The 24978-nt window shown below is 73.1% G+C and carries 20 protein-coding genes; 10 read left to right on the forward strand and 10 right to left on the reverse strand.

The features are described from left to right. Nucleotides 1-32 precede the first annotated feature (32 nt). A complete protein-coding gene (locus OG309_RS09260) occupies nt 33-926 on the forward strand; it encodes a carbohydrate kinase family protein (protein WP_329419661.1) in 894 nt (297 codons plus the stop codon). A gap of 59 nt (nt 927-985) precedes the next feature. Here OG309_RS09260 and uvrA read toward each other — a convergent pair whose 3' ends face one another. Next, the gene (gene uvrA / locus OG309_RS09265) at nt 986-4012 is read right to left on the reverse strand and encodes an excinuclease ABC subunit UvrA (RefSeq protein WP_329419663.1); all 3027 of its coding nucleotides are present in this window, start codon (nt 4010-4012) and stop codon (nt 986-988) included. A gap of 166 nt (nt 4013-4178) precedes the next feature. On the opposite strand from uvrA, the gene OG309_RS09270 reads away from it, so the two are divergent. From OG309_RS09270 to OG309_RS09280, 3 genes are all read left to right on the forward strand, one after another. After that, nucleotides 4179-4871 carry a maleylpyruvate isomerase family mycothiol-dependent enzyme gene (locus OG309_RS09270; RefSeq protein WP_329419664.1) on the forward strand — a complete coding sequence of 231 codons (693 nt, stop codon included), beginning with the start codon at nt 4179-4181 and terminating at the stop codon, nt 4869-4871. 47 nt (nt 4872-4918) lie between these two features. Beyond that, nucleotides 4919-5575: an MBL fold metallo-hydrolase gene (locus OG309_RS09275; protein ID WP_329419665.1), complete on the forward strand. Its 657-nt coding sequence runs from the start codon at nt 4919-4921 to the stop codon at nt 5573-5575. An 83-nt stretch (nt 5576-5658) separates the two neighbouring features. Further along, entirely contained in the window at nt 5659-6933 is a 1275-nt protein-coding gene (locus OG309_RS09280) for an MFS transporter (protein WP_329428233.1), read from the forward strand. Nucleotides 6934-7007: 74 nt separating this feature from the next. Here the strand turns inward: OG309_RS09280 and OG309_RS09285 are convergent, their stop codons facing one another. The 5 genes from OG309_RS09285 to OG309_RS09305 form a co-directional block, all read right to left on the reverse strand. Next, nucleotides 7008-8018: a TerC family protein gene (locus OG309_RS09285; RefSeq protein WP_329419666.1), complete on the reverse strand. Its 1011-nt coding sequence runs from the start codon at nt 8016-8018 to the stop codon at nt 7008-7010. 220 nt (nt 8019-8238) lie between these two features. Next, on the reverse strand, nt 8239-10092 hold the full coding sequence (locus OG309_RS09290) for a TerD family protein (protein ID WP_329419667.1): 1854 nt from the start codon (nt 10090-10092) through the stop codon (nt 8239-8241). Between the two features lie 34 nt (nt 10093-10126). After that, entirely contained in the window at nt 10127-10705 is a 579-nt protein-coding gene (locus OG309_RS09295) for a TerD family protein (RefSeq protein ID WP_329419669.1), read from the reverse strand. Nucleotides 10706-10833: 128 nt separating this feature from the next. After that, entirely contained in the window at nt 10834-12966 is a 2133-nt protein-coding gene (gene uvrB, locus OG309_RS09300) for an excinuclease ABC subunit UvrB (RefSeq protein WP_329419670.1), read from the reverse strand. Between the two features lie 71 nt (nt 12967-13037). Further along, nucleotides 13038-13946: an MHYT domain-containing protein gene (locus OG309_RS09305; protein WP_329419671.1), complete on the reverse strand. Its 909-nt coding sequence runs from the start codon at nt 13944-13946 to the stop codon at nt 13038-13040. 156 nt (nt 13947-14102) lie between these two features. Here OG309_RS09305 and OG309_RS09310 point away from each other — a divergent pair, with 156 nt between their 5' ends. Next, nucleotides 14103-14666 carry a methylated-DNA--[protein]-cysteine S-methyltransferase gene (locus OG309_RS09310; protein ID WP_329419673.1) on the forward strand — a complete coding sequence of 188 codons (564 nt, stop codon included), beginning with the start codon at nt 14103-14105 and terminating at the stop codon, nt 14664-14666. Between the two features lie 67 nt (nt 14667-14733). Continuing rightward, the gene (locus OG309_RS09315) at nt 14734-16056 is read left to right on the forward strand and encodes an MFS transporter (RefSeq protein ID WP_402546324.1); all 1323 of its coding nucleotides are present in this window, start codon (nt 14734-14736) and stop codon (nt 16054-16056) included. A 139-nt stretch (nt 16057-16195) separates the two neighbouring features. Here OG309_RS09315 and OG309_RS09320 read toward each other — a convergent pair whose 3' ends face one another. The 4 genes from OG309_RS09320 to OG309_RS09335 form a co-directional block, all read right to left on the reverse strand. Continuing rightward, nucleotides 16196-17164, reverse strand: a complete 969-nt coding sequence (locus OG309_RS09320) for a hypothetical protein (protein ID WP_329419675.1) — start codon at nt 17162-17164, stop codon at nt 16196-16198. Continuing rightward, on the reverse strand, nt 17161-18408 hold the full coding sequence (locus OG309_RS09325) for an MFS transporter (RefSeq protein WP_329419676.1): 1248 nt from the start codon (nt 18406-18408) through the stop codon (nt 17161-17163). Before OG309_RS09325 ends, OG309_RS09320 begins: the two co-directional genes overlap by 4 nt. Further along, the gene (locus tag OG309_RS09330) at nt 18408-19742 is read right to left on the reverse strand and encodes a discoidin domain-containing protein (protein ID WP_329419677.1); all 1335 of its coding nucleotides are present in this window, start codon (nt 19740-19742) and stop codon (nt 18408-18410) included. The genes OG309_RS09325 and OG309_RS09330 overlap by 1 nt, the downstream gene beginning before the upstream one ends. Nucleotides 19743-19995: 253 nt before the next feature. Next, nucleotides 19996-20352, reverse strand: a complete 357-nt coding sequence (locus OG309_RS09335; RefSeq protein WP_329419679.1) for a cupin domain-containing protein — start codon at nt 20350-20352, stop codon at nt 19996-19998. 587 nt (nt 20353-20939) lie between these two features. Here OG309_RS09335 and OG309_RS09340 point away from each other — a divergent pair. The 4 genes from OG309_RS09340 to OG309_RS09355 all read left to right on the forward strand — a co-directional run bounded on the left by OG309_RS09340 (nt 20940) and on the right by OG309_RS09355 (nt 24829). Beyond that, nucleotides 20940-21770, forward strand: coding sequence for a hypothetical protein (locus tag OG309_RS09340; RefSeq protein ID WP_329419680.1), 831 nt, complete (start codon nt 20940-20942; stop codon nt 21768-21770). Continuing rightward, entirely contained in the window at nt 21754-22911 is a 1158-nt protein-coding gene (locus tag OG309_RS09345) for a hypothetical protein (RefSeq protein ID WP_329419681.1), read from the forward strand. Before OG309_RS09340 ends, OG309_RS09345 begins: the two co-directional genes overlap by 17 nt. A gap of 119 nt (nt 22912-23030) precedes the next feature. Next, the gene (locus OG309_RS09350) at nt 23031-23942 is read left to right on the forward strand and encodes a pseudouridine-5'-phosphate glycosidase (RefSeq protein ID WP_329419682.1); all 912 of its coding nucleotides are present in this window, start codon (nt 23031-23033) and stop codon (nt 23940-23942) included. Continuing rightward, on the forward strand, nt 23939-24829 hold the full coding sequence (locus OG309_RS09355) for a carbohydrate kinase family protein (RefSeq protein ID WP_329419683.1): 891 nt from the start codon (nt 23939-23941) through the stop codon (nt 24827-24829). Before OG309_RS09350 ends, OG309_RS09355 begins: the two co-directional genes overlap by 4 nt. Nucleotides 24830-24978: the final 149 nt, after the last annotated feature.

The following is a 24978-nucleotide window of genomic DNA, read 5'->3' on the forward strand; positions in this document are numbered from 1 at the left end:
TGACGTACGGGGCATGGGTTACCTTCCGGTACGTGATCGTCGTCGCGGGTGAGTCCCTGATCGACCTGGTTCCGGACGGGGCCACCGGCCCCCTGTCCCCGTTGCTGCCCCGGCCGGGCGGCGGCCCCTACAACACGGCGGTGGCCCTCGGGCGGATCGGCGCGGAGGCCGCCTTCTGCTCCCGGGTCTCGACCGACGCCTTCGGCGAGGCGCTGGTCGGCGGGCTGCGGGCGGCGGGAGTGGCGACCGGGCTCGTCCAGCGCGGGCCGGAGCCGACCAGCCTGGCGGTGGCCTCGGTGGGCCCGGACGGCTCGGCGCGCTACGGCTTCTACGTGGAGGGCACGGCGGACCGCCTCTTCACGCTGCCGGAGCGGCTGCCGGAGGACGTGCGGGCCGTGGCCTTCGGGACCTGCTCGCTGGCCCTGGAGCCGGGCGCGAGCGCGTACGAGGCGCTGCTGCGGCGTTCCTCCCGGGAGGGCGCCTTCACGCTGCTCGACCCGAACGTGCGGCCCGGCCTGATCCCGGACCCTGCGGCCTACCGGGAGCGCTTCGCGGGCTGGCTGCCGTACGTGTCGCTGCTGAAGCTGTCGGAGGAGGACGCGGCCTGGCTGGGCGGCTCCCCGGCCGAGTGGCTGGAGCGGGGCCCGGCGGCGGTGGTCCTCACCCGGGGCGCCGGAGGGCTGAGCGTCTTCACCCGGGCGTACGAGGTGGCGGTCCCGGCGGTCCGGGTGCGGGTGGTGGACACGATCGGCGCGGGCGACACGGTCAACGCGGCCCTGCTGCACGGACTCGCCGGCCGTGATCCGGCCGGCCTGTCCCGGGAGGAGTGGCGGGAGCTGCTGTCCTTCGCGGCGCGGGCGGCGGCGGTGACCTGCACGAGGGCGGGTGCGGAGCCACCGTACGGGCACGAGCTGGGCGACGGCTGAGGGGGTGGCCCCGCCGGTGTCGGCGGGGCCACCCCCTCAGGGGCCGGGGGCGGCGTCCGTCAGGCCTTGCGGGTCCCGGCGGTCGTCTTCTTCGCGGCGGTCTTCTTCGCCGGCGCGGCCTTCTTGGCGGCGGCCGCCTTGGCAGCCGTCGCCTTGGTGGCCGTCGCCTTCTTCGCGGGGGACTTCTTCGCGGGGGCCTTCTTGGCGCTCCGCGCGGCCGGGACCGAGGCGTCGCTGACCCGGTCGGCGCCCAGGATCTCGCGGAGGAACTTGCCGGTGTGGCTGGCCGGGACCGAGGCGACCTCCTCGGGCGTGCCCTCGGCGACGACGATGCCGCCACCGCTGCCGCCCTCGGGGCCCATGTCGATGAGCCAGTCCGCGGTCTTGATGACGTCCAGGTTGTGCTCGATGACGATCACCGAGTTCCCCTTGTCGACGAGACCGGACAGGACCTTGATCAGCTTCGAGATGTCCTCGAAGTGGAGGCCCGTGGTCGGCTCGTCCAGGACGTAGACCGTGCGCCCCGTGGAGCGCTTCTGCAGCTCGGAGGCCAGCTTGACGCGCTGGGCCTCGCCGCCGGAGAGGGTGGGCGCGGACTGGCCGAGGCGGACGTACCCGAGGCCGACCTCGTGGAGCGTGCGCAGGTGGCGGGCGATGGTCGGGACGGCCTCGAAGAAGTCCAGGGCCTCCTCGATCGGCATGTCCAGGACCTCGGCGATGGACTTGCCCTTGTAGTGGACCTCCAGGGTCTCCCGGTTGTACCGGGCGCCGTGGCAGACCTCGCACGGGACGTAGACGTCCGGGAGGAAGTTCATCTCGATCTTGATGGTGCCGTCGCCGGAGCAGTTCTCGCAGCGGCCGCCCTTGACGTTGAAGGAGAAGCGGCCGGGCAGATAGCCGCGGACCTTCGCCTCCATGGTCTCCGCGAAGAGCTTGCGGACGTGGTCGAAGACGCCGGTGTACGTCGCCGGGTTGGACCGCGGGGTGCGGCCGATGGGCGACTGGTCGACGTGCACGACCTTGTCGACGAGGTCGTCGCCGTCCACCCGGGTGTGGCGTCCGGGCACCGACTTGGCGCCGTTGAGCTCGCGCGCCAGGTGGGTGTAGAGGATGTCGTTGACCAGGGTCGACTTGCCGGAGCCGGAGACTCCGGTGACGGCGGTGAGGACGCCGAGCGGGAAGGAGACGTCGATGTCCCGCAGGTTGTTCTCGCGGGCGCCGTGCACGGTGAGGCGGCGCGACGGGTCCACGGGGCGGCGGATGTCCGGGGTGGGGATGGCCTTGCGGCCCGACAGGTACTGCCCGGTCATCGACTCCTCGTTGGCCAGGAGCTCCTTCAAGGGGCCGGAGTGGACGACCTTGCCGCCGTGCTCACCGGCGCCGGGGCCGATGTCCACGACCCAGTCGGCGACCTTGATGGTGTCCTCGTCGTGCTCGACCACGATGAGGGTGTTGCCCATGTCGCGGAGCCGGACCAGGGTCTCGATGAGCCGGTGGTTGTCGCGCTGGTGCAGGCCGATGGACGGCTCGTCGAGCACGTAGAGCACGCCGACCAGGCCGGAGCCGATCTGGGTGGCGAGCCGGATGCGCTGGGCCTCGCCGCCGGAGAGGGTGCCGGCGGCCCGGTTGAGCGAGAGGTAGTCGAGGCCGACGTCGACGAGGAAGCGCAGCCGCTCGTTGACCTCCTTCAGGACCCGCTCGGCGATCTTCTTGTCGCGCGCGTTGAGCGTGAGGCGGCCGAGGAAGTCGGCGCAGTCGCTGATCGACATGGCGGAGACCTCGGCGATGGACTTCTCCATCACGGTAACCGCGAGCACGATCGGCTTGAGGCGGGTGCCCTCGCAGGTGGGGCACGGCACCTCGCGCATGTAGCCCTCGAAGCGCTCGCGGCTGGAGTCGCTCTCGGCCTCGCTGTGCCGCCGCTTCACGAAGGAGACGGCGCCCTCGAAGGCGGGGGTGGTGTAGGCCCGCTCGCGGCCGTACCGGTTCCGGTAGCGGACCTCGACCTGGGTCTTGTGGCCGTGCATGAGGGCCTTCTTGGCCCGCTGCGGCAGCCCGGCGTACGGGATGTCGGTGCGGAAGCCCAGCGCCTGGGAGAGCCCGCCGATGAGCCGGCCGAAGTACTCCTTGGTGTGCCCGTGCGACCAGGGGTGGATGGCGCCCTCGTCGAGGGACTTCTCCTCGTCGGGGACGACCAGCTCGGGGTCGACCTCCATGCGGGTGCCGATGCCGGTGCAGTCCGGGCAGGCGCCGAAGGGCGAGTTGAAGGAGAAGGAGCGCGGCTCCAGCTCCTCGAAGGACAGGTCGTCGTACGGGCAGTAGAGGTGCTCCGAGTACATCCGCTCGCGCTCGGGGTCGTCCTCGGCGAGGTCGACGAAGTCGAGCACGACCATGCCGCCGGAGAGCCCGAGCGCGGTCTCGACCGAGTCGGTGAGGCGGCGCTTGGCGCTGTCCTTCACGGTGAGGCGGTCGATGACCACCTCGATCGTGTGCTTCTCCTGCTTCTTCAGGGTCGGCGGCTCGCTGAGCTGGATCGTCTGCCCGTCGACCCGGGCGCGGCTGTAGCCCTTGGTCTGGAGGTCGGCGAAGAGGTCGACGAACTCGCCCTTGCGCTCGCGCACCAGCGGCGACAGGACCTGGAAGCGGCTGCCCTCGGGCAGCTCCAGGACCTTGTCGACGATGGCCTGCGGCGACTGGCGGGAGATCGGCCGGCGGCACTCCGGACAGTGCGGCTTGCCGATGCGGGCGAAGAGCAGCCGGAGGTAGTCGTAGACCTCGGTGATCGTGCCGACCGTCGAGCGCGGGTTGCGCGAGGTCGACTTCTGGTCGATGGAGACGGCGGGCGACAGACCTTCGATGAAGTCGACGTCCGGCTTGTCCATCTGGCCGAGGAACTGGCGGGCGTAGGAGGAGAGCGACTCGACGTACCGGCGCTGCCCCTCGGCGAAGATCGTGTCGAACGCGAGGGAGGACTTGCCCGACCCGGAGAGCCCGGTGAAGACGATCAGGGAGTCACGGGGGAGGTCGAGCGAGACGTTCTTGAGGTTGTGCTCACGAGCGCCACGGACGATGAGACGGTCGGCCACGCCGGTCCGCACCTTTCTTGAGAGAGCGGATGTGCCAGAGCATCCAACAACCAAGGATGCCTGATGCTTCCGACGAGCCTATAGCACGCACATTCGATTTCCGGCGTTCCGCTGCCCTCTTCACCCGAACGGGTGGCGACACCCCGTCGGCGCTAGGGTCTGCGCCATGATCGACCATGTGCGTGACCTGACCTCCGTGCGCGAGGCGACCGACCGGCTCCTCGACGCGGCCGCCTCCTGGGACAACGCGGCGCTCGCCGAGCCGTCACGGCTTCCGGGCTGGAGCCGCGGCCACGTCCTCGCCCACCTCGCCCGCAACGCCGACGCTCTGGTGAACGTGCTCCGGGGCCTGCCGATGTACGAGGACGGCGAGACCCGCGACGCCGACATCGAGCGGGACGCCGGCCGCCCCCTCGACGTCCAGCTCGCCGACCTGCGCGCCACCGCGGACCGCTTCCAGGCCGTCTGCGACGAGCCCGCCGCCTGGGACCGGACCGTGGAGCTGCGCAACGGCGTCACCGACAGCGCCTCCCGGGTGCCCTTCCGCCGCTGGGTCGAGGTGGCCCTGCACCACGTCGACCTGGGCGCCGGCTACGAGCTCGCCGACCTCCCCCGGGAGTTCCTGCTGCGCGAGATCGACTTCCTCGCCGACCGCTGGTCCGGCCGCCCCGAGGTGCCGCCGGTGACCCTGCGCACCCCCGACGGCACCGACCGCGGGCGGACCGGGGGCACCGAGGGCGCCCCGGTCACCGTCACCGGCTCCCTGGACGAGCTCGTCGGCTGGCTGGCCGGCCGCGGCGACAAGGGCGCGGCGCTCGCCACCGAGGGCGGCCCGCTCCCCCAGCTCCCGCCCCTGTAGCCGCCGTTGCCGCCCCGGGCTCCGCGGCCCGGGGATAGGCTGAGGCCATGACGTACAGCGGAGCGGTGAAGGTCGGCGGACCTGCGGACGTGCACGAACTGACCGACCTGATGATCTCGAAGGTCGCGGTCGGCGAGATGAACAACAACGCGTATCTGCTGCGCTGCCGGGCGACCGGCGAGCAGCTGCTGATCGACGCGGCCGCCGAGGCCGGGACCCTGCTCACGCTGATCGGTGACGACGGCATCGCGTCCGTCGTCACCACCCACCAGCACGGCGACCACTGGCAGGCGCTGGCCGAGGTCGTCGACGCCACCGGCGCGCGCACGTACGCCGGGGCGTACGACGCGGAGGGCATCGACGTCCCCACCGACGTCCTCGTCCAGGACGGCGACACGGTCACGGTCGGCCGGGTCGAGCTCACCGCCCGGCGTCTCGTCGGGCACACGCCGGGCTCGATCGCGCTGGTCTACGACGACCCGCACGGCCACCCGCACCTCTTCACCGGCGACTGCCTCTTCCCGGGCGGCGTAGGCGGCACCTGGGGCGACGCGGAGGCCTTCGCGAGCCTGATCCACGACGTCGAGACCAAGCTCTTCGGCGCGCTGCCGGACGAGACCTGGGTCTACCCCGGCCACGGCAACGACACCACGCTGGGTGACGAGCGCCCGCACCTGGAGGAGTGGCGCGAGCGCGGCTGGTGATCCCGACGCGCCCCCGCACGCCCCCGTAACCCGGACGGCGGGCGGGTAGTTGGCGCCACATGCGCCACAGTCACGCTCCGTCGATGGGGCGGCTCGCCGCCGCCTCACTCGTCGGCACCGCCATCGAGTTCTTCGACTTCTTCGTCTACGGGACCGCCGCCGCGCTCGTTCTCGGCCCGCTGTTCTTCCCGAACTTCTCGCCCCTCGCCGGCACCCTGGCGGCCTTCGGCACCTTCGCGATCGGCTTCGTCTCCCGCCCGCTCGGCTCGGTCCTCTTCGGGCACGTGGGCGACCGGTACGGGCGGCGGCCGGTGCTCTTCGCCTCGCTGCTGCTCACCGGCTGCGCCACGGTCGCCGTCGGCTGCGTCCCGACGTACGAGAGCATCGGCATCGCCGCGCCCCTGCTCCTGCTCGTCCTGCGCTTCCTCCAGGGGCTCGGTCTGGGCGGCGAATGGGGCGGGGCGGTGCTGCTCACCGCCGAGCACGCCCCGGAGCGGCGGCGGGCGCTGTGGGCCAGCTTCCCGCAGATCGGGCCCGCGGTCGGCTTCCTGCTGGCGAACGGGGTGATGCTGGCGCTGACGGCCGGACTGAGCGACGCCGACTTCCGCTCCTGGGGCTGGCGGGTGCCGTTCTGGGCCGCCGGGCTGCTCGCCGCGGCCGGTCTCGGGCTGCGCTCCTCGCTCGCCGAGACGCCCCGGTTCGAGGAGATGGCCGCCTCGGGGCAGCGGGCGGAGGCGCCGCTGAAAGAAGTGTTCCGCGGGCACTGGCGGCTCGTGCTGCTGACGGCGGGCGCACTGGCCGTCGGCTACGCCGTCTTCTACACGGTCTCCACCTGGGCGCTGACCTACGGCACCGAACGGCTCGGCGTGTCCAGCACGGTGATGCTGGTCTGCGTGATGTCGGCGGTGGCGATCAAGGGGGCGGTGACCCCGTTCGCGGCGATGCTCGGCGACCGGTACGGGCGCCGGACGCTCTGCCTGGCGGGCTGCGCGGCCTCGGCGGTGTGGATGTTCCCGATGGTGGCGCTGCTGCACACCGCGGTGCCGCTGCTGATGTTCCTCGGCTTCCTCGGCTCGCTGCTGGCGTTCATCACCATGTTCTCGGTGGTCGCCGCGTACCTTCCCGAGCTGTACGAGCCGCGGGTGCGCTGCACGGGCGCGGCCGTCGGTTACAACCTGGCCGGCGTGCTGGGCGGGGCGCTCACCCCGATCGTCGCGACCGCGGTCTCCGAGGGCGGCGAGGGGCCGCCGTGGGGCGTGGCCGCCTATCTGACGGTGGTGGCGCTGGTGAGCCTGGGCTGCTTCGCCCTGCTCCCGGAGACGCTGCCGTCGCGGGTGGCGGCCCCGGAGCCCGCCTAGCGGCGCGGAAACGGCACAGGGGCCGGTCCGGGTGGCGTGACACCACCCGCACCGGCCCCTCTCCGCGTCGGGTGTCAGGCTCCGACGCTGTCCTTCTCGGTCTCTCCGGCGTCGACCGCCGGGGCCTCGGCGGCCTCGCGCTGCGCCTGCTTCCTGGAGGCGATCAGGCTGGTGATGGTCGTGATGACCAGGACACCGCCGATGACCGTCAGCGAGAACGGGATGCTGATCTCCGGGACGTGGACCCCGGACTCGTGCAGTGCGTGCAGCACCAGCTTCACGCCGATGAAGCCGAGGATCACCGACAGGCCGTAGCTGAGGTGGACCAGCTTCTTGAGCAGGCCGCCGATCAGGAAGTACAGCTGCCGCAGACCCATGAGGGCGAAGGCGTTGGCGGTGAAGACGATGTACGGGTCCTGGGTGAGGCCGAAGATCGCCGGGATCGAGTCGAGGGCGAAGAGGATGTCGGTGGTGCCGATGGCCAGCATGACGACCATCAGCGGGGTCAGCACCCGCTTGCCGTTGCTGACGATGAAGAGCTTCGTGCCGTGGTACCGGTCGGCGACGCCGAACTTCTTCTCGACGGTCTTGAGGAGGCGGTTCTCCTCCCAGTCGTCCTCGTCGTCGTCGGAGCGCGCCTCCTGGATCAGCTTCCAGGCGGTGTAGATGAGGAACGCGCCGAAGATGTAGAAGATCCACGAGAAGTTGGCGATGACCGCCGCGCCGGCGGCGATGAAGATCGCACGCAGCACCAGGGCGATCAGCACACCCACGAGCAGCACGCGCTGCTGCAGGTGCGAGGGCACCGAGAACTTCGCCATGATCAGGACGAAGACGAACAGGTTGTCGACACTCAGCGACTTCTCGGTGATGAAGCCGGCGAAGAACTCGCCCGAGGCCTGGCTGGTGCCGAACACCATCAGGCCCAGGCCGAAGAGGACGGCGAGGGCGATCCAGACGATCGTCCAGATGCCGGCTTCCTTCACCGACACGTCATGGGGCTTGCGCCCGATGAAGAAGTCGACCGCGATAAGGGCACCCAGACCGAGAATGGTCAGCACCCACAGGGTCATCGAAACGTCCACTGCGCCTCCGGCGTCGTACGGCTTGTGATCAGCGTCGTCGCTGCCGGAGGTCTCTTCCACCCGGGCACGGCCCGGGCCGACGCCCCGGGATCAGATCACTGGATCCGTCCGTACTGACGGGCACGTCGCGCTTGGGGAGTACTCCCCTCCGCGTAAAAAAGACTACCCGAAAACCCAAGAGAAGGTAAAGGGATGGGTAAAGTCGAGCCAAACCCGCAGGTCAGAGATCCCATTGCCGTCGGGCGTCGGCCACCTGGGAGAGCACCTGCCGCAGCACCGCACTGCCCTGAGGCACCCTCGGCGGCTCGTACGTCCAGGCATGCCCCACCCAGGGATCGGCGAGGTGGTCCTCGGGTACCGGCGTGAGCCGCGTCAGCGAGCGCCACAGCGGATCGAGCACCGGTCCGTACGCGGCGGCGTCCGCCCGGTCCGCGACCATCAGCAGATGCAGGCCGACCTCCGGGCCCTCGTCGGCGAGATAGCGCAGCTGGTTGACCGCCCGGTCGTCGAAGCCGTGCGGGAAGTCGTGCACGACGAGGAGGTGCTCGGCCGTGTCGACGCCGGGCGGCAGGTCGTCGGCGGCACCGGCGCGGACCGCCATCTGCAGCAGGTCGACCCGCTCGGTGAGCTGGGCGAGAACGGCCGAGACCCCGGCGGCACCGGCCGCCGGCGGGCCCGCGAGCACCCCGGCCTCCACCAGCGGGGCGAACGCGCCCGCACCCGCACCCGCCGGGTCGATCACCCGCACTCGGAAGCCGTCCGCCGGATACACCGCGACCAGCCGGGCCACGAGCGCGACGGCCGTGTCCAGGGCGAGCGCGCGCAGCTCGGCCTCGTCGAGGAGCGCGGCCGCCTCGCCGTGGCCGCGCCCCGAGTCCACCCAGAGCCCCCGGGCCAGCGGGAGCCGGGCCAGGAACGGGATGCGCAGCCCGGTGCGCTCGGGGAGGTGGAGGTCACCGAGGCGCACGGCCATCGGCGCCTCCATGGGGACCCGGTAGGCCTGCCAGACGGGGCTGTCCCAGCGGGCGTAGGCGGCGGGCAGCGCCGGCTCGACGACCTCGGACTCGGCGGTGAGCTGCGCCAGGTCGCGGTCGAGCGCCTCCTGGGCGCGGGCGGTGAGCTCGTCGTGCTTCGCCCGGGCCGCGGCCCGGGCGGCGTCCCCGGCGCCACCGATGCGGGCGCGCGGGTCGGACAGGGCCCGGTCGAGCTCCTGGTCGAGGCGGGACTCGGCGAACTGGCAGGCGCTGCGGTAGGCGGCGGCCGTGCGGGCCAGGTCCTCGAACATGCCCCACACCTGGTTGTAGAGGCGCTCGTCCATGGACCAGCCCGTGGCGTCGCCCGCGACGGGGGCCGGGTGGGCCGGCGGGGCCGGGGGCTGCTCGGGCCGCGGCGGGGCGGCGTCGGGCGCGGGGCGGCGGCCCCGGTGCGTGTAGTCGATGGGCCCGCCGGGGGCGGCCGGGGCGGGCTGCCGGACCCGGTCGGCCTCGGGGACGCGTGGGGGCGGGGCGGCGACGGAGCGTGCCAGGCCCTGGGCGACGGCCTCCAGGATGGAGCCGGCGAGCTCCGCGGGGCGGTCCAGGCCCTGGTCGGCGAGGAGCGCGGCGAGTCCGCCCTCGTACCCCTGGCCGACGGCCCGGACCTTCCAGGTGTCCTGGCGGCGGTAGAGCTCCAGGGCGACGAGCGCGGACTCCTGGTCGAGGCCGGTGATGGTGTAGTCGGCGATGCCGGTGCCGTCGGGTGCCGTGACGGTGACGACGGGAGCGGCGGATGCGCCGAAGCGGGGCGGGCCCTCCACGCCGACCGGCAGGGCGAGCAGGACGCAGACGCGGTGGACGGTGTCCTCGACGGCCTCCAGGTCGACCGCGAGCCGGTGCGTGGTCGCGGCCTGCCGGGGCACCTCGACCCCGGGCAGCGCGGTCGCCCCGGGATGGGCGACGGCCCCGGTGCCCGGGACGCGTCCCCCCTCGTCGACCAGGGTGACGGCGGCGAGGACCGGATGACCGGCCGAGACCCGGATCTCCAGACGGGTGTGGGGCAGGGGGTGGTTCTGCCCCCGGACCAGCTCGGCGGTCATCTGCTGCGTCTCTCCGTACGTGCGAACGTGCTGCTTACAGGACCGGGAAGATCGACGGCATCAGGTCCTGGAAGGTGCGGCCGTTGGCCGAGTTGCCCAGGGCCGTCATCTGCCAGCCCGAACCGGCCCGGTGCACCTTGGCCATGATCTGGGCCGTGTACTGGCCGCCGCCGTGGAGCGTGTAGCGGGCGAGCTCCTGGCCGTTGGTCTCGTCGACCAGGCGGCAGAACGCGTTCTGCACCTCCTGGAAGGACTGGCCGGTGAAGGAGTTCACCGTGAAGACGATCTGGTCGATGTGGACCGGGACGCGCTGGAGGTCGACCAGGATCGCCTCGTCGTCGCCGCCCTGGCCGACGCCGCCCACCAGGTTGTCACCGGTGTGACGGACCGAGCCGTCGTCGCTGACGAGGTGGCGGAAGAAGACCACGTCCACCGGCTGCTTGTCGGCGAACAGCACGGCGGAGGCGTCCAGGTCGATCTCACGGGTGCGCGAGCCGAACAGGCCGCGGCGGGGCGCCGCCTGCCAGCCGAGGCCCATCCGCACGGACGTGAGGCTGCCCCCGTCCTTCTTCTCCAGGCTGATGGCCTGCCCCTTGGTCATGTTGACCGTCACGCGCTGCCCCTCTCATCGGTGTGAGCAGCACCCTACGCAGGGGCACTGACAACGCGCCGGGAGCGGCCCGGTTTTGTGTCGCTCTTGCAACACACCGGGCCGCCGTCCGCGGGCATCCGACCTGCCGGTCAGGCCAGTCCGGCCTCCTTCATCTGGCGCAGCTCCTTCTTCAGCTCCGACACCTCGTCGCGCAGCCGCGCGGCGACCTCGAACTGCAGCTCGGCGGCGGCGGCCTTCATGCGGTCGGTCATCTCCTCGATGATCGAGGCCAGTTCGGTCGCGGGGCGGTCGCCGAGCTCGACGGTGGAGCCGGCCTTCCCCGCCCTGCCCTTCGGCGCGTGCGCGGCGAGCGAGGGGACGGGGGCCTTGGCGCCCTTGCCGTCCTTCGACTTGCGGTAGCCGCTGCCGAGCAGCTCCTCGGTGTCGACCTCCTCGCGCGCGATGGTGGCGACGATGTCGTTGATCTTCTTGCGCAGCGGCTGCGGGTCGATGCCGTGGGCCTTGTTGTAGGCGACCTGCTTCTCCCGGCGCCGGTTGGTCTCGTCGATGGCCTGCGCCATCGCCGGGGTGATGGTGTCCGCGTACATGTGGACCTGGCCCGAGACGTTGCGCGCGGCGCGGCCGATGGTCTGGATGAGCGAGGTGCCGGAGCGCAGGAAGCCCTGCTTGTCGGCGTCGAGGATGGCGACCAGGGACACCTCGGGCAGGTCGAGGCCCTCGCGGAGCAGGTTGATGCCGACCAGCACGTCGTACTCGCCGGCCCGCAGCTCGCGCAGCAGCTCGATCCGGCGCAGGGTGTCGACGTCGCTGTGCAGATAGCGCACCTGGATGCCCAGCTCCAGGAAGTAGTCCGTGAGGTCCTCGGCCATCTTCTTGGTGAGCGTGGTGACCAGCACGCGCTCGTCGCGCTCGGTGCGCAGCCGGATCTCGTGCACCAGGTCGTCGATCTGGCCCTCGGTGGGCTTGACCACGACCTCGGGGTCGACGAGCCCGGTCGGGCGGATGATCTGCTCGACGAAGCCGTCGCCCCGGGAGAGCTCGTACGTGCCCGGGGTGGCGGAGAGGTAGACGGTCTGGCCGATCCTCTTCTGGAACTCCTCCCACTTCAGCGGCCTGTTGTCGAGGGCGGAGGGGAGCCGGAAGCCGTGGTCGACGAGGGTGCGCTTGCGGGAGGCGTCGCCCTCGTACATCGCGCCGATCTGCGGGACGGTGACGTGCGACTCGTCGATGACGAGCAGGAAGTCCTCCGGGAAGTAGTCCAGGAGGGTGTTGGGCGGGGAGCCGGGCTCGCGGCCGTCGAAGTGCATCGAGTAGTTCTCGATGCCGGAGCAGGAGCCGATCTGGCGCATCATCTCGATGTCGTACGTGGTCCGCATGCGCAGGCGCTGGGCCTCCAGCATCTTCCCCTGCTTCTCCAGCTCCTTGAGGCGCTGGTCCAGCTCGCGCTCGATGTCGTTGACGGCCCGCTCCATGCGCTCGGGGCCCGCGACGTAGTGGCTGGCGGGGAAGACGTACAGCTGCCGGTCGTCGCTGATGACCTCGCCGGTGAGCGGGTGCAGCGTGGAGAGCGCCTCGATCTCGTCGCCGAACATCTCGATGCGGACGGCGAGCTCCTCGTAGACCGGGAAGATCTCGATGGTGTCGCCGCGGACGCGGAAGGTGCCGCGGGTGAACGCCAGGTCGTTGCGGGTGTACTGGATGTCGACGAAGCGGCGCAGCAGCTGGTCGCGGTCGATCTCGTCGCCGACCTTGAGGTCGACCATCCGGTCGACGTACTCCTGGGGGGTGCCGAGACCGTAGATGCAGGAGACGGAGGCGACCACGATGACGTCACGACGGGTCAGCAGCGAGTTGGTCGCGGAGTGGCGCAGCCGCTCGACCTCCTCGTTGATCGAGGAGTCCTTCTCGATGTAGGTGTCGGACTGCGGGACGTACGCCTCGGGCTGGTAGTAGTCGTAGTACGAGACGAAGTACTCGACCGCGTTGTTCGGCAGGAGCTCGCGGAACTCGTTGGCCAGCTGGGCGGCGAGCGTCTTGTTCGGCGCCATCACCAGGGTGGGGCGCTGGAGCTTCTCGATCATCCAGGCGGTCGTCGCCGACTTTCCGGTACCGGTGGCGCCGAGCAGGACGACGTCCTTCTCGCCTGCGCGGATGCGCCGGTCGAGCTCGGCGATGGCGGCGGGCTGGTCGCCGCTGGGCTGGTAGGGGCTGACGACCTCGAAGGGCGCCACCGTACGTTCGATCTTGGAAACGGGCCGCATGGAACCACCGTACGACCCGGCACTGACAGCCGGGTGGTGATCGGCTCAGCGCCGCGGTCGGAGCGGGCTGGTCACCAGTCCTGGGAGCGGTACGTGCCGCGGTGGGCGCCCCTGCGGGCCGTGCGGGCGGCGGGCCGGGACGACGACCAGTTCGCGGGCTCGCCGTACGCGGGGGCGCGGCGCGGGGCGGGCACGCCGGGGGCGCCGTGGCGGTAGCCGCCGCGGGCCGTGGGCTTCTGCCAGTCGGGCTCGCCCATGACGAGCAGCGGGTCGAACATGACCACGACGGCGGCCAGCAGGAGGAAGACGGCAGGCCCGATCAGCATGGGCAGCAGGAGCGAGGTGGCGGTGTCGCCGCCGCCCTGGGCGGGCGTGCCGTGCAGCTCGACGTCGACCGCCGCCATGGCGGTGTAGTGCATGCCGCTGACGGCCAGGCCCATGACCAGGCTGGCGCCGAGGCTGGCGAGGAAGCCGTGGATGGAGACGGCCGCCCAGAGGGCGACGGTGGCGGCCACGACGGCGATGACCACGGAGAGGGCGACCGTGAGGGTGTCGTAGGAGATCTGGCCGTGCAGCCGCATGCCGGCCATGCCCAGGTAGTGCATGGTGGCGACGCCGAGTCCGGTGATGGTGCCGCCGGTGACCAGGGTCAGGGCGGTGGCGCCGCGGTAGCCCACGATGAAGATGCCGATGCCCACCATGACGACGGCGACGCCGAGACTGGCGAAGGTGATGGGCCGGTCGTAGCTGATGGGGGCCTGCTGGACGGAGAAGCCCATCATGGCGATGAAGTGCATGGTCCAGATGCCGGTGCCTATGGAGGTGGCGCCGAGCGCGAGCCAGCCGGCTTTGAAGGTGTCGTCGTGGCGCAGCGACCGTGTGGTGCAGCGCAGCCCGAGCGCCCCGCCGAGGCAGGCCATGAGGAAGGCCGCCACCGGCGTGACGAGTCCGTAGCTGAATCCGTCGACCGTGCCCTGCATGAGCGTCTGTCCTCCACCCCTGGTGCAACGTCGTCCGAAAACAGTCGGTACCGCTGAGTAGTGCTACCGGATTATGGCGCCAGGCGGGGCCCCTCGGCCACGCCGTCCGGGAATTGACCTGCCCGGTTGTCAGTGCCGGGTCGTACCGTGGCCGGCATGGAGAGCGAGAAGCCGACGACGGTACGGACGGCCGGGCGCGTGGAGTGGACGGTGGTGCCCAGCACCCTCGGTCCCCTGCTGCTCGCCGCGACGGAGCGGGGTCTGGTGAGTGTGGTCTTCCACGCCGACGACCGGGTGCGCGACCGGGCCCTGGAGCGGCTCGCGGGTGCCCTGGGCGGGGAGCTCGCGGAGAGCGCGGAGGGCCTGCTGGCCGAGCCGGTGCGGCAGCTCGCCGACTACTTCGGCGAGAGGCGTCGCGGCTTCGCCGTCAAGCTGGACTGGTCGCTGGTGACCGGATTCAACCGCCAGGTCCTGCGCGAACTCGCCGAGCGCGTCCCGTACGGGACCGTGGTGGGGTACGGGGAGCTGGCACGCCGCGTCGGGCAGCCGGGGGCGGCCCAGGCGGTCGGCGCGGCGATGGGCGCCAATCCGCTGCCGGTGGTGGTGCCGTGCCACCGCGTGGTGGAGAGCGACGGCGGGATCGGGGGCTTCGGCGGGGGTCTGGAGACCAAGCGCAGGCTCCTCGCCCTGGAAGGGGTGCTGCCGGAACCGCTGTTCTGAGCCGGGGCGTCTGCCCGGAGGCCGCCCGGCCGTTCCCACGCTGTGGGAAGGCTGGCACTATGCGTAAGTGACCACCACGCCAGACGCCCCTGACGCGCTCCAGTCGACCGAGATATCCGGCCCCCTCTCGCCCGAGCGGCTTCCGGCACTGCGCCGGCGCATCCAGGCCGTGCTGATCACCACCCAGATCCTGGGCGGTCTGGGCATCGCCACCGGAGTGGCGCTGGCCGCGGTCCTCGCCAAGGAGGTCAGCGGTACGGAGGCGCTGTCGGGGCTCGCCTCGACGGCCTCGGTGGCGGGTCCCGCCCTGCTCGCGATGCCGCTCGCCTCGCTGATGTCGACCCGGGGCCGGCGCGCCGGACTCGTCCTCGCCTATCTCGTCGGCGCCGTCGGCGCGGGTGTCGCGGTCCTCGGCGCGGTCCTGGACAGCTTCCCCGTGCTGCTCGTCGGCCTGGTCGGCTTCGGGGCCGGCTCCTCGGCCAACCTGGCGGCCCGCTTCGCCGCGGCCGACCTGGCCGAGCCCGACCGGCGGGCCCGGTCCATCTCGACGGTCGTGTGGGCCACCACCATCGGCGCCGTCCTCGGTCCCAACATCGCCGCCCCGGCCGGGGAGAGCGTCGCCGGCCTCGGCATTCCGGTGGCGGCCGGGCCCTTCGTCTGGGCGTCCGGCGTGTTCGTGATCTCGGCCCTCGTGGTGGCCCTGCTGCTGCGCCCCGACCCGCTCCTGACGGCGCGGGCGCTGGCAGGTCCCGAGGGGGACGCGGCGGCGGAGGGCCGCTCCCTGAAGGCGGGGCTGCGGGCGGTACGGGAGTCCTCGCGGGCCAAGCTGGCCCTGGTCACCGTGGCCGGCTCGCACACGGCGATGGTGTCGATCATGTCGATGACGCCGGTCGCGCTCAGCCACCACGGGGCGGACATCCGGCTGATCGGCCTGGTCATCAGCGGACACATCGCGGGCATGTACGCCTTCTCGCCGGTGATGGGCTGGCTGTCGGACCGGCTCGGCCGGCTGTCGGTGATCGGCCTGGCCGTCGCCCTGATCGCCGTCGCGGCTCTCCTCGCGGGCACGGCGGGACCGAGCCACGGGCAGACCGCGCTCGGCCTCTTCGTCCTCGGCCTCGGCTGGTCGGCGGGGCTCGTCTCCGGTTCGGCCCTCCTGACGGACTCCGTCCCGCAGGCCGCCCGGGCGGCGGTCCAGGGCCTCTCCGACTTCATCATGAACACCGCGGCCGGGGTCGGCGGCCTGGCGGCGGGCCTCATCGTCTCCACGGTGGGATACGGCTGGCTGAACGCGGTGGGCGCGTGCCTGCTGGTGCCGATGGCGCTGCTGGCGCTGCGGGGCGCGGTGCGGCGGGATGCGGTGCGGCGGGATGCGGTGCGGCGGGCCTGAGGAGCGTGGATCCGGGATACCGGATCCAGGATCCAACATCCCCTGTCCGGCATCCCGTATCCGGCATCCCGTATCCGGTATTCCGTATCCGGCATCCCCTGTCCGGCGTCCCCTGTCCGGCATCCACCATCCGCCCGCCTCAGTGCGGAACCACCGGGGAACTCGCCCCCGCCGCCACTCGGCGCGGCGCCCCCGTCCCGTCCGCGGGCACGCTCCACACCGCGCCCCCGTACGCGTAGGAGACCGTGCCGGGCCCGGTCCAGGACGCCTGGTCGTCGACGGACCGGGTGTCGGCGAGCGGGTGTTCGCGCAGGGTGGCGAGGTCGAGGACGTACAGGCGCCAGGGTGCGGCGGAGTCGGTGGAGACCTTCTTCTTGTAGGCGATGCGGGTGCCGTCCGGGGAGAGCGAGGGGCACTCGACGTTCTCCTTGATCGCGCGTGCGGACCAGTTGCGCAGGTCGCCCTCGACCAGGTGGGTGCGGCCCTGGGTGGAGACGGTGGCGTAGAAGCGGTTGTCGTCCCGGGCGAAGCTGACGCCCCAGTAGTTGACGTCGGGGGCGTGGTGCCGGCGCCCGTCGAGGGTGAGCGGGATCTGCTCGATGTTCTTGATCAGGTAGCCGGTGCGCAGGTCGAGGATCGAGGTCCGGGTGGCGAACGCCGAGGTGTTGTAGGAGTCGCCGGTCGCGAAGGTCGTCCAGGCGAGCACCCGGCCGGAGGCGGAGACCCGGGCCCGGTTGGGGATGCCGGGCAGGCTCATCCGGCGCAGTTCGCGCAGCTGCCGGTCGAGCACGAGGACGTACGAGCGGGCGGGCAGTCCCGGGCGGCGCTGGAGGCAGAGCGCGGTGGTCGCGGCGGCGTGGAAGCGGTCGCAGCGCGGTCCGCCGACGAGGCGGGCGCCGGGTGCCGCCGGGTCCTGGCGGGCGACGCGTCCGCTGGCGGTGTCACGGAAGTAGAGGGCGCCCGGGGGCCCGTCGAGGTCGAAGCCGGTGTCGGCGCCCGCGACCCCCGCCCGCGGGTGTTCGGCGGCGGCGCGCAGGGTGTAGGCGGTGGCGCCGCCGACGAGGAGCAGGGCTCCCAGGAGGAGTGCCCACAGGCGACGGGCGGTCATGTCGTGGTCCTTCCGTGCGGTGGTTCGGCGGGCAGCAGGCGGGCGGCGCACACGAGGGCCGTCGCGAGCCCGGCCGAGGCGAGGACGAGGGCGGTGGACGGCCCCCACAGGGTCCAGGCCGCGCCGAAGCCGGTGGCGGCGGCGACCTTGGCGAGGGCCTGCGCCGTCTGGACGAGGGCGAGCCCGCTGGCGCGCCGGGCGGCCGGGAGCAGGGGGCCGGTGAGGGCCATCAGGACCCCGTCGGTGGCGGCGTAGAAGACCCCGAGCAGGGCGAGGACCCCGCCGATGAGGACCGCGTCCGGCACGGGGGCGAGGAGCAGGGCCATGGCGAGGAGCAGGGCTCCGTGCCCGTACAGGAAGGGGCGCCGGCGGCCGATGCGGTCGGCGAGCCGTCCGGCGGGCACGGCGAGCAGCAGGTAGGCGGCCGCGGCGCCGAGCGGCAGGAACGGGAACCAGGTGGCGTCCAGCGCGGTCCTGCGCTGGAGCAGCAGGTAGAGGAAGGCGTCGCCGACGGTGGCCGCGCCGAGGAGCGCGGTGGCGAACGCGACCCGGCGCACGGCGGGCTGCCGGAGCAGGGCCGGCAGGCCGAGCGGTTCGCGTGCGGGGCGCACGGTCTCCCGGCGCCCGCCGGGGACGAGCACGACGAGGAGCAGCACCCCCAGGAGCCCGACGCAGAAGCTGACGACGAAGACGGCGTCGTACGCGTCGGCGGTCGCCCACAGCAGCGCGAAGGCGGCCAGGGGGCCGAGGAGGGCGCCGGTGGTGTCCATGGCCCGGTGCACGCCGAAGGCGCGGCCGAGGGCGTCGGGCGGGCTTTCGAGGGTGATGAGCGCGTCGCGCGGGGCGGTGCGGATGCCCTTGCCGAGCCGGTCGGCGGCGAGCGAGGCGGCGATGAGGCCGGTCGCACCGCCCGCGAGGAGCAGGCCGAGCCGGGAGCAGGCGGACAGGGCGTAGCCGATGCCGGCGATCCGCTTGTGCCGGCCGCCCCGGTCGGCGGCGTGTCCGCCGAGGAGCCGGACGAGCGCGGTGGCACCGGTGAACAGCCCGTCGAGGAATCCGAACTGGAGCGGGGTCAGGCCGAGCCCGAGGACCAGGTAGAGCGGCAGCACGGCGGTGACCATCTCGGAGGACACGTCGGTGACGAGGCTGACGGCGCCGAGGGCGAGGACGGTGGCGGGGACACGCCGCCGCACCCCGGAGGGTGCGGACGGCGCGCCGCGGCGACCGGTGGTCGCGAGGTACATCAGTGGCAGGTGTAGGTCGGGCCGGTGTCCTTGACCAGACCGTCGGTGCCGACGTACTGCCAGCTGTACGTGGTGTCGGTGAAGTCCAGCTTCAGCACCCCGTACGGGCCGCTGATCCGCTTCTGGCTGTTGGGCTGGACGGTCTCGATGGGGTACGGCTCGGCGCCGCCCATGCCGCCGACGATCTCGACGATGCCGTCCGCGGTGGCCTTGCCGTTCGGGTCCTGCGGGGCGAAGCGCTCGTAGTGGTGGTCGTGCCCGTTGAGGACGAGGTCGGCCTTGGCCGCGTAGAGGATCTGCCAGACCGGCTTGGACACGGGGTCGTTGCCGTGGCCGCCGGACGAGTACAGCGGGTGGTGGAAGTAGGCGGCGACGCAGCTCTTGGCGTTGCGGGCGAGGTCGTCCTTGAGCCACTGGATCTGGGCGGCGTCGTCGAAGGAGTTGGAGTCGAGGGCGACGAAGTGCCAGTTGCCCTCGTCGTAGCTGTAGTAGGGCTTGCCCTGGGGGTAGGCGATGGCGCCGAAGTACGACTTGTATCCGGCGAGGGAGCCGGCCGGGTCGTAGGTCTCGTGGTTCCCGGGCACGGGCCGCGTCTTGGCCTTGAAGGCGCCCCAGGTCTTGTCGTAGTAGGAGCGGTAGTCGCTCAGGCGGGCGTCGTCGTACTGGTTGTCGCCCATCGTCACGTAGAACTTCGGGTTGATCCGCTGGGCCTGGGCGGCGGTCTTGGGGTGGGCGCAGGAGCTGCTGGAGGCGGTGCACTGCGCGGCGATGTCGCCGGCCGCGACGACGGTGAAGGAGCCGGTGGGCGGCGGTGTGGTGCCGTCCGTCGTCCCGTACACCTCCACTTCGTAGAGGGAGTAGCCGTACGAGGTGCCGCGGGCGGTGCCGTAGACGCGGAGGTAGCGGCCCTTTCCGGCCAGCCCGGTCCAGTCGTCGGTGCCGCCGTTGCCGGCGGTCTCGGTGGCGAGGGCGGTCCAGGTGGCGCCGTCGGCGGAGACCTCGACGCGGTAGGCCTTGGCGTAGGCCGCCTCCCAGGAGAGGCGGACCCGGGAGACCGTCGAGGCGGCGCCGAGGTCGACGCGCAGCCACTGGGGGTCGGAGCCCTCGGCGCTGGCCCAGCGGGTGGCCGGGTCACCGTCGAAGGCCTTGGCGGGGACGAGGGTGGCGTCCTCGTCGGAGGAGGAGGTGGCGGGCTTGCCGCGGGAGAGGAGCGGGTCGGCGGCGTCGGCGCGGCCGGGGGCGGCGAGCAGGAGGCCGCCGGTGAGGAGGAGCACGGCGGCGAGGAGGAGGGACAGTGCGGTCCGGCGGGGTGGGGCGGAGGCGTTCAGGCGCATACCTGGGACTCCCTGGCCTGGGGACGGCGAGAGCTGGACTTGGGGTGCGGGCAGCGCGGACCGGCCCGTGTGGCGAGGGGCGCCACGGGGCATGCTGCGGTGCACGGCGGCCGGGTCAGAGCTCTCGCTGAGCGCGTCACGCCCGTGTCCGGGAAGGTCCCGGACACGGGCGCCGCGCCAAGCCGCTGCCGGGGATCGTAGTGGATAGGAAAGTTTCCTACCAGACTCCGGACCGGCTCCCTCCGAGGGGAGTTCAGAGGCTGATGTGGTACGCCTTGCGCAGGGTCTCGTGGACGGTCCAGGTGGTGCGGTCGCCCTCGCGCAGCACGCAGGCGTCACCCGGACCGATCTCCAGGGTCTCGCCGCCCTCGACCGCGACCGTGGCACGCCCGCTGACGACCACGAACAGCTCGTTCGCCTCGGTGTCGGTCACCACGCCGGGGGTGATCTGCCAGATGCCGCGGAGCTGCTTGCCGTCGGCGGACTCCCAGAGGAGCTTGCCGGTCACCTCGGGGGTGCCGGAGACGATCTGGCCGGGGTCCAGCGGCTCGGGCTCGAGCTCGGCATCAGGGATGTGGACGGCGAACGAGGGCTGCGCGTGAGTGGTCATGGGCGGTGACTGTAGCGGGGTCCCGACGCCGCCACGGGCCCGGTACCGCCTGGAAGAATCCCTTCCGTTTCACGCTCCGCCCAGGCACTTCTCCGTGGCGTGCGGCGCAACGGAATCCGCAGGAGGGGTTTACGGCCGGGGCGCCCGCCAAGGGGCGGCCCGGCCTCGCCGAGCGGGGCCCCGAGGCACCGATTCCGCAGCCGTCCCGTGGGCGCGTGCGGACGTGCGGACGTGCGGACGTGCGGACGTGCGGACGTGCGGACGTGCGGACGTGCGGACGTGCGGACGTGCGGACGTGCGGACGTGCGGACGTGCGGACGTGCGGACGTGCGGACGTGCGCCAGGAGCACGATCCGGCCCGGGCAGCCGGTTCTCGGCCTCGCGGAGCCGAAAACCGCTCCCCGCGCGGCGGGTGCCGACGACTGTCGCCGCAGGTCGGGGGCGGCGCCTTTGGTGGGCCCAATGTTGGTCCCGCGCCACCCGCCCGGCGCGCTGACAAGGAGGGCGTGAGGGCGTCACACTCCGAGCGGACCACCCCGCTCCCCCTCCTCCCCCCACCCCCACCCCACCCCGGACAGGAGAGTGCGATGCCCCCCACCCGAATCCTCGCCCGCGCGGCCGTCCTCGGATCGGCGGCCCTGCTGACCGCCGCCACGGCCCTCCCCACCGCCTTCGCCGCCGGCGCCTCCGCCGCCGAACCGGCACCCGGCGCCTCGTACAAGGCCGCCCACGACACCCTCGGGCCGCAGCGGCTCACGCCGGGCCAGCGCAGACTCGCCGCCGCCAAGCAGGCAGTGGCGGAGTGGACGTACACGGGAGCGCGTGCCCTCGCCGGGTACAAGCTCTCCGGTGCCCTCCACCAGTCGCAGCAGACCTCCTACTGGTGCGGCCCGGCCACCCTGGTGATCACCCAGTCCGCCCACGACGAGGTCGCCGGCCGCTCCCAGCGGGACGCGGCGACCCTGCTCAGGGCGACCACCAGCGGCACCGCCTGGTACGGCATCGACATCAACGTGCCGAACCCGACCGGCTACCCCATGGCGGATGCCCTCAACTACCGGCTCCCCGGTGCCGGTTACGTACCGAACGCGCTGCCCTACACCCCGACCGCCGCCGACAAGGCCGCCTTCAGGCAGCACATCACGCACAACACCGACAACGACTACGCCATCGCGGGCAACGCCTGGGAGGTGCCGGGCGGGCCGCATCTCGTCGGACACCCCAACATCGAGATCTTCCACTGGGTCGCGGTCGACGGCTACAACACCGACACGGCCGCGGGGGAGGTCGACTACCTGGACCCGGTGGGCGGGGTCAGCACCAGCGTCATCTCCTGGGCGGGCCCGGTGCCGAAGTCCGCGCACATCTCCTCCGACACCCTCACCACCATCATGGGCGGCCGTGGGTACGTCTGGTAGGCGACGCCTCCTGCCGGTGCCGCTCCTGACGGGCGCCCTGCTCCTCGCGGGGTGCTCGTCGGGAGCCGCCGGGCCCGGCACCCCGCCCGCGCGGACGGCGCCCGCCCCGGCGTCCTCGTCGGCCCTCCCCTCGGGGGTGCGGGCCGCGGCCTGCCAGGTGCCGCTGCCCGCCGCCTGGCGCGCCGCGTTCGCGGCCGGCGAGTACCGGCCGCCGCCCGGGGAACGCGCGGTCCTCACGGAGACCGGACCCGGCTGGACGGCGCTCCAGCTCACCGGCGTCGCGGGGCGCCGCGCCGCCCTCGTACGCCGCGGCGAGACCGCGCCCCGCACCTTGCTCCGCCTCGCCGACCCGGTCGAACACCAGCTGCTGGCGGCGGACTTCGACGGACGCCGCTGGGCCGCGTTCGCCGTCCTGGAGGGCCGGAGCCTCGACAGCCCGTGGAGCCTGTACGTGTGGGACGCGACCACCGGCAGGTCCCGGCGGCTCGCCCGCGCCGACCGGCCGGGCCCGCTCCCCCACCCGGTCGTCCACGACGGCACCGTGCTGTGGGCGCAGGGCACGGGCTCCGGCAAGGCCACCGTCTTCGCGGCCCCGGCCGGGGGCGGCGCCCCGCGCGCGTGGCACACGGGCGTGCTGGACAGCCCCTTCGCCGCCGGCGGGCTGCTGGTGTGGCGCGAGGCCGCCGGCGGCGGCACCCGGCTGACCGCCGTCTCCCTGCGCGACGGGCGCCCGGCGCCCCTGCCCCCGCCGGTGGCCGCCCTGCGCGACCTCCGGTCCGCGGTGTCCGACGGCACCACCTGGGCGTGGGTGGCGGGCGAGAGCGCGCCCCGGCTGATGGTGTGGCGCTCCGGCCGGGCCCGGCCCACGGCCGCGGTGACCGCCTCCCCCGCCGTCGACGGCATGGACCAGCTCCGGGTGTCCGGCCGCCTGCTCACCTGGCGCACCCCGGAGACGTCCTACGGCCTGGACCTGGACTCGGGCGCGTACGCGGAGATCACCCCGGCCTACGGGTACGCGCAGGCGGCGGGCGGCGCACTGGCCCTCGCGTACAGCGCGGGCGAGGCGAAGGCGGCGGGCGCGCGGCCGGTGATCCAGGTGGTGGACGCGGACCTGCTGCCCGGGCTCCCGCGGTGCGGCTGAGGCGCTGGGGCCGACGTGCTGGGGATGATGCCGTGTGACCGGCGCACCGCGGCCGACGCGTTGCGGCCGATGCGCGCCACCGAGGTTTGCGGGGGCCTCGGTTGCATCAGAGATCCCCCATGTCCACACAGGTGTCCGAGGAGGTACGGGAGGCGCTCCACGAGCGGCGCCCCGTCGTCGCGCTCGAGTCGACGATCATCGCCCACGGTCTGCCACGCCCGCGCAACCTGGCCGTGGCCACGGAGCTGGAGGCACTGGTACGGGAGGGCGGGGCCGTCCCCGCCACCATCGCGGTGGTCGACGGCACGGCCCGGATCGGCCTGGACGAGGCCGGGCTGACCAGGATCGCGGAGGACCCGACGGTCCGGAAGCTCGGGCACCGCGATCTGGCGCCCGCGCTCGCGACCGGGGTGACGGGCGCGACGACCGTCTCCGGGACCGCCTGGCTCGCGGACTCCGTGGGCATCCGGGTCTTCGCGACCGGCGGGCTCGGCGGGGTGCACCGGGAGTGGGCGGAGACCCAGGACGAGTCGGCCGACCTGCGGCTGCTCTCCCGGGTCGGGGTGACGGTGGTGTGCGCGGGGGTCAAGTCGATCCTGGACGTGCCGGCCACGCTCCAGCGCCTGGAGACGCTCGGGGTGACCGTCGTCGGCTACGGGACGGACCACTTCCCCGGCTTCTACCTCTCCTCGTCGGGCGAACCGGTCGACTGGACCCTGCGCACCCCGCACGAGGTGGCGGAGGTGATACGCGCCCAGGACGCCCTCGACGGCCCCCGGGCGGCGCTGATCGTCGCCAACCCGGTGCCGCGCGAGGACCAGCTCGATCCGGCGCTGCACGACCGGGTGCTCGCACAGGGCCTCGCGGCGGCGAAGGAGAAGGGCGTCACGGGGCAGGCGGTGACGCCGTTCCTGCTCGACCATCTGACGGTGCACACGGAAGGCGCCTCCCTGGAGGCCAACCTGGCGGCGGTGCGGGGCAACGTGCGGCTCGCGGCGCGGATCGCGGCGGCCTACCGCGAGCGCCCGTGACCGGCCCCGGCGGGCTCCTGGTCGTCGGGGACGTCGTCACGGACGTGATCGCCCGGCACCACAAGCCCCTGGCCGCCGCGACCGACACCCCGGCGCGGATCCGGACGCTGCCCGGCGGAGCCGGGGCGAACGTGGCCTGCTGGGCGGCTCGTTCGGGCCGCGCGGACGTGCGGCTCCTGGGGCGGGTGGGTGCCGACTCGGCGTCCTGGCACGAGCGGGAACTGCGCCGCGCGGGTGTACGGCCGCTGCTCGCCCTCGATCCGGACGCCCCGACCGCGGCGGTCATCGCCCTGGTGGGACCGGACGCGGAGCGCACGTTCCTCACGGACAGCGGGGCCTCGCTGCGCCTGGCGCCCGAGGACTGGTCTGCGGCGCTGCTCGACGGGGTCGCACGGGTGCATCTGTCCGGGTACCTGTTCTTCGCCGGGCCGAGCCGCGAGACGGCCGGGCGGGTCCTGCGCGACGCGCGCGCGGCGGGCGTCCCGGTGAGCGTCGACCCGGCGTCCGCCGGGTTCCTGACGGAACTCGGCACGGAACGCTTCCTCGGGGCCGTGGACGGCGCCGAGTGCCTGCTGCCCAACCTCGACGAGGCCCGCCTGCTGACCGGCCGCACGAGCCCGGACGAGGCCGCCTCGACCCTCAGCCGCCGCTTTCCGCTGGTCGCGGTCACCCTGGGCGGCGAGGGTGCCGTCCTCGCCGAGGAGGGCCGGGTGACGGCCCGGGTGACGGCTCCGCCGGTCCGCGCGGTGGACTCCACCGGCGCCGGGGACGCCTTCACGGGCGCCTTCCTGGCCGCCCTCCTGACCGGGGCGACCCCGGTGGCGGCCGCCGGAGCGGGCTGCCGCGCGGGAGCGGAGGCGGTCACCCGGGTGGGCGGGCGCCCCTAGGGCCTGTCGTCAAACTCCCGTCGTCGCCCGAAGGGCGGCCCCGCGGCGTCTGGTGCGTGCTCTCGGCGTGCCGGGTGGAAGCCCTCGTACTGGACGTACTCGGACTTTCACCCGGTGCGGCGAGAGCGCGTGCCAGGCGTCGCGGGGCA

Source organism: Streptomyces sp. NBC_01268 (genome assembly GCF_036240795.1).
Taxonomy (GTDB): domain Bacteria; phylum Actinomycetota; class Actinomycetes; order Streptomycetales; family Streptomycetaceae; genus Streptomyces.

Bases quoted from the DNA above. Each gene is read 5' to 3' on its own strand.
- OG309_RS09330 (WP_329419677.1), bottom strand. From the start codon at position 19,742: ATGCGCCTGAACGCCTCCGCCCCACCCCGCCGGACCGCACTGTCCCTC.
- OG309_RS09310 (WP_329419673.1), top strand. From the start codon at position 14,103: ATGGAGAGCGAGAAGCCGACGACGGTACGGACGGCCGGGCGCGTGGAG.
- OG309_RS09325 (WP_329419676.1), bottom strand. From the start codon at position 18,408: ATGTACCTCGCGACCACCGGTCGCCGCGGCGCGCCGTCCGCACCCTCC.
- OG309_RS09270 (WP_329419664.1), top strand. From the start codon at position 4,179: ATGATCGACCATGTGCGTGACCTGACCTCCGTGCGCGAGGCGACCGAC.
- OG309_RS09275 (WP_329419665.1), top strand. From the start codon at position 4,919: ATGACGTACAGCGGAGCGGTGAAGGTCGGCGGACCTGCGGACGTGCAC.
- OG309_RS09335 (WP_329419679.1), bottom strand. From the start codon at position 20,352: ATGACCACTCACGCGCAGCCCTCGTTCGCCGTCCACATCCCTGATGCC.
- OG309_RS09280 (WP_329428233.1), top strand. From the start codon at position 5,659: ATGGGGCGGCTCGCCGCCGCCTCACTCGTCGGCACCGCCATCGAGTTC.
- uvrB (WP_329419670.1), bottom strand. From the start codon at position 12,966: ATGCGGCCCGTTTCCAAGATCGAACGTACGGTGGCGCCCTTCGAGGTC.
- OG309_RS09290 (WP_329419667.1), bottom strand. From the start codon at position 10,092: ATGACCGCCGAGCTGGTCCGGGGGCAGAACCACCCCCTGCCCCACACC.
- OG309_RS09350 (WP_329419682.1), top strand. From the start codon at position 23,031: ATGTCCACACAGGTGTCCGAGGAGGTACGGGAGGCGCTCCACGAGCGG.
- OG309_RS09305 (WP_329419671.1), bottom strand. From the start codon at position 13,946: ATGCAGGGCACGGTCGACGGATTCAGCTACGGACTCGTCACGCCGGTG.
- OG309_RS09340 (WP_329419680.1), top strand. From the start codon at position 20,940: ATGCCCCCCACCCGAATCCTCGCCCGCGCGGCCGTCCTCGGATCGGCG.
- OG309_RS09320 (WP_329419675.1), bottom strand. From the start codon at position 17,164: ATGACCGCCCGTCGCCTGTGGGCACTCCTCCTGGGAGCCCTGCTCCTC.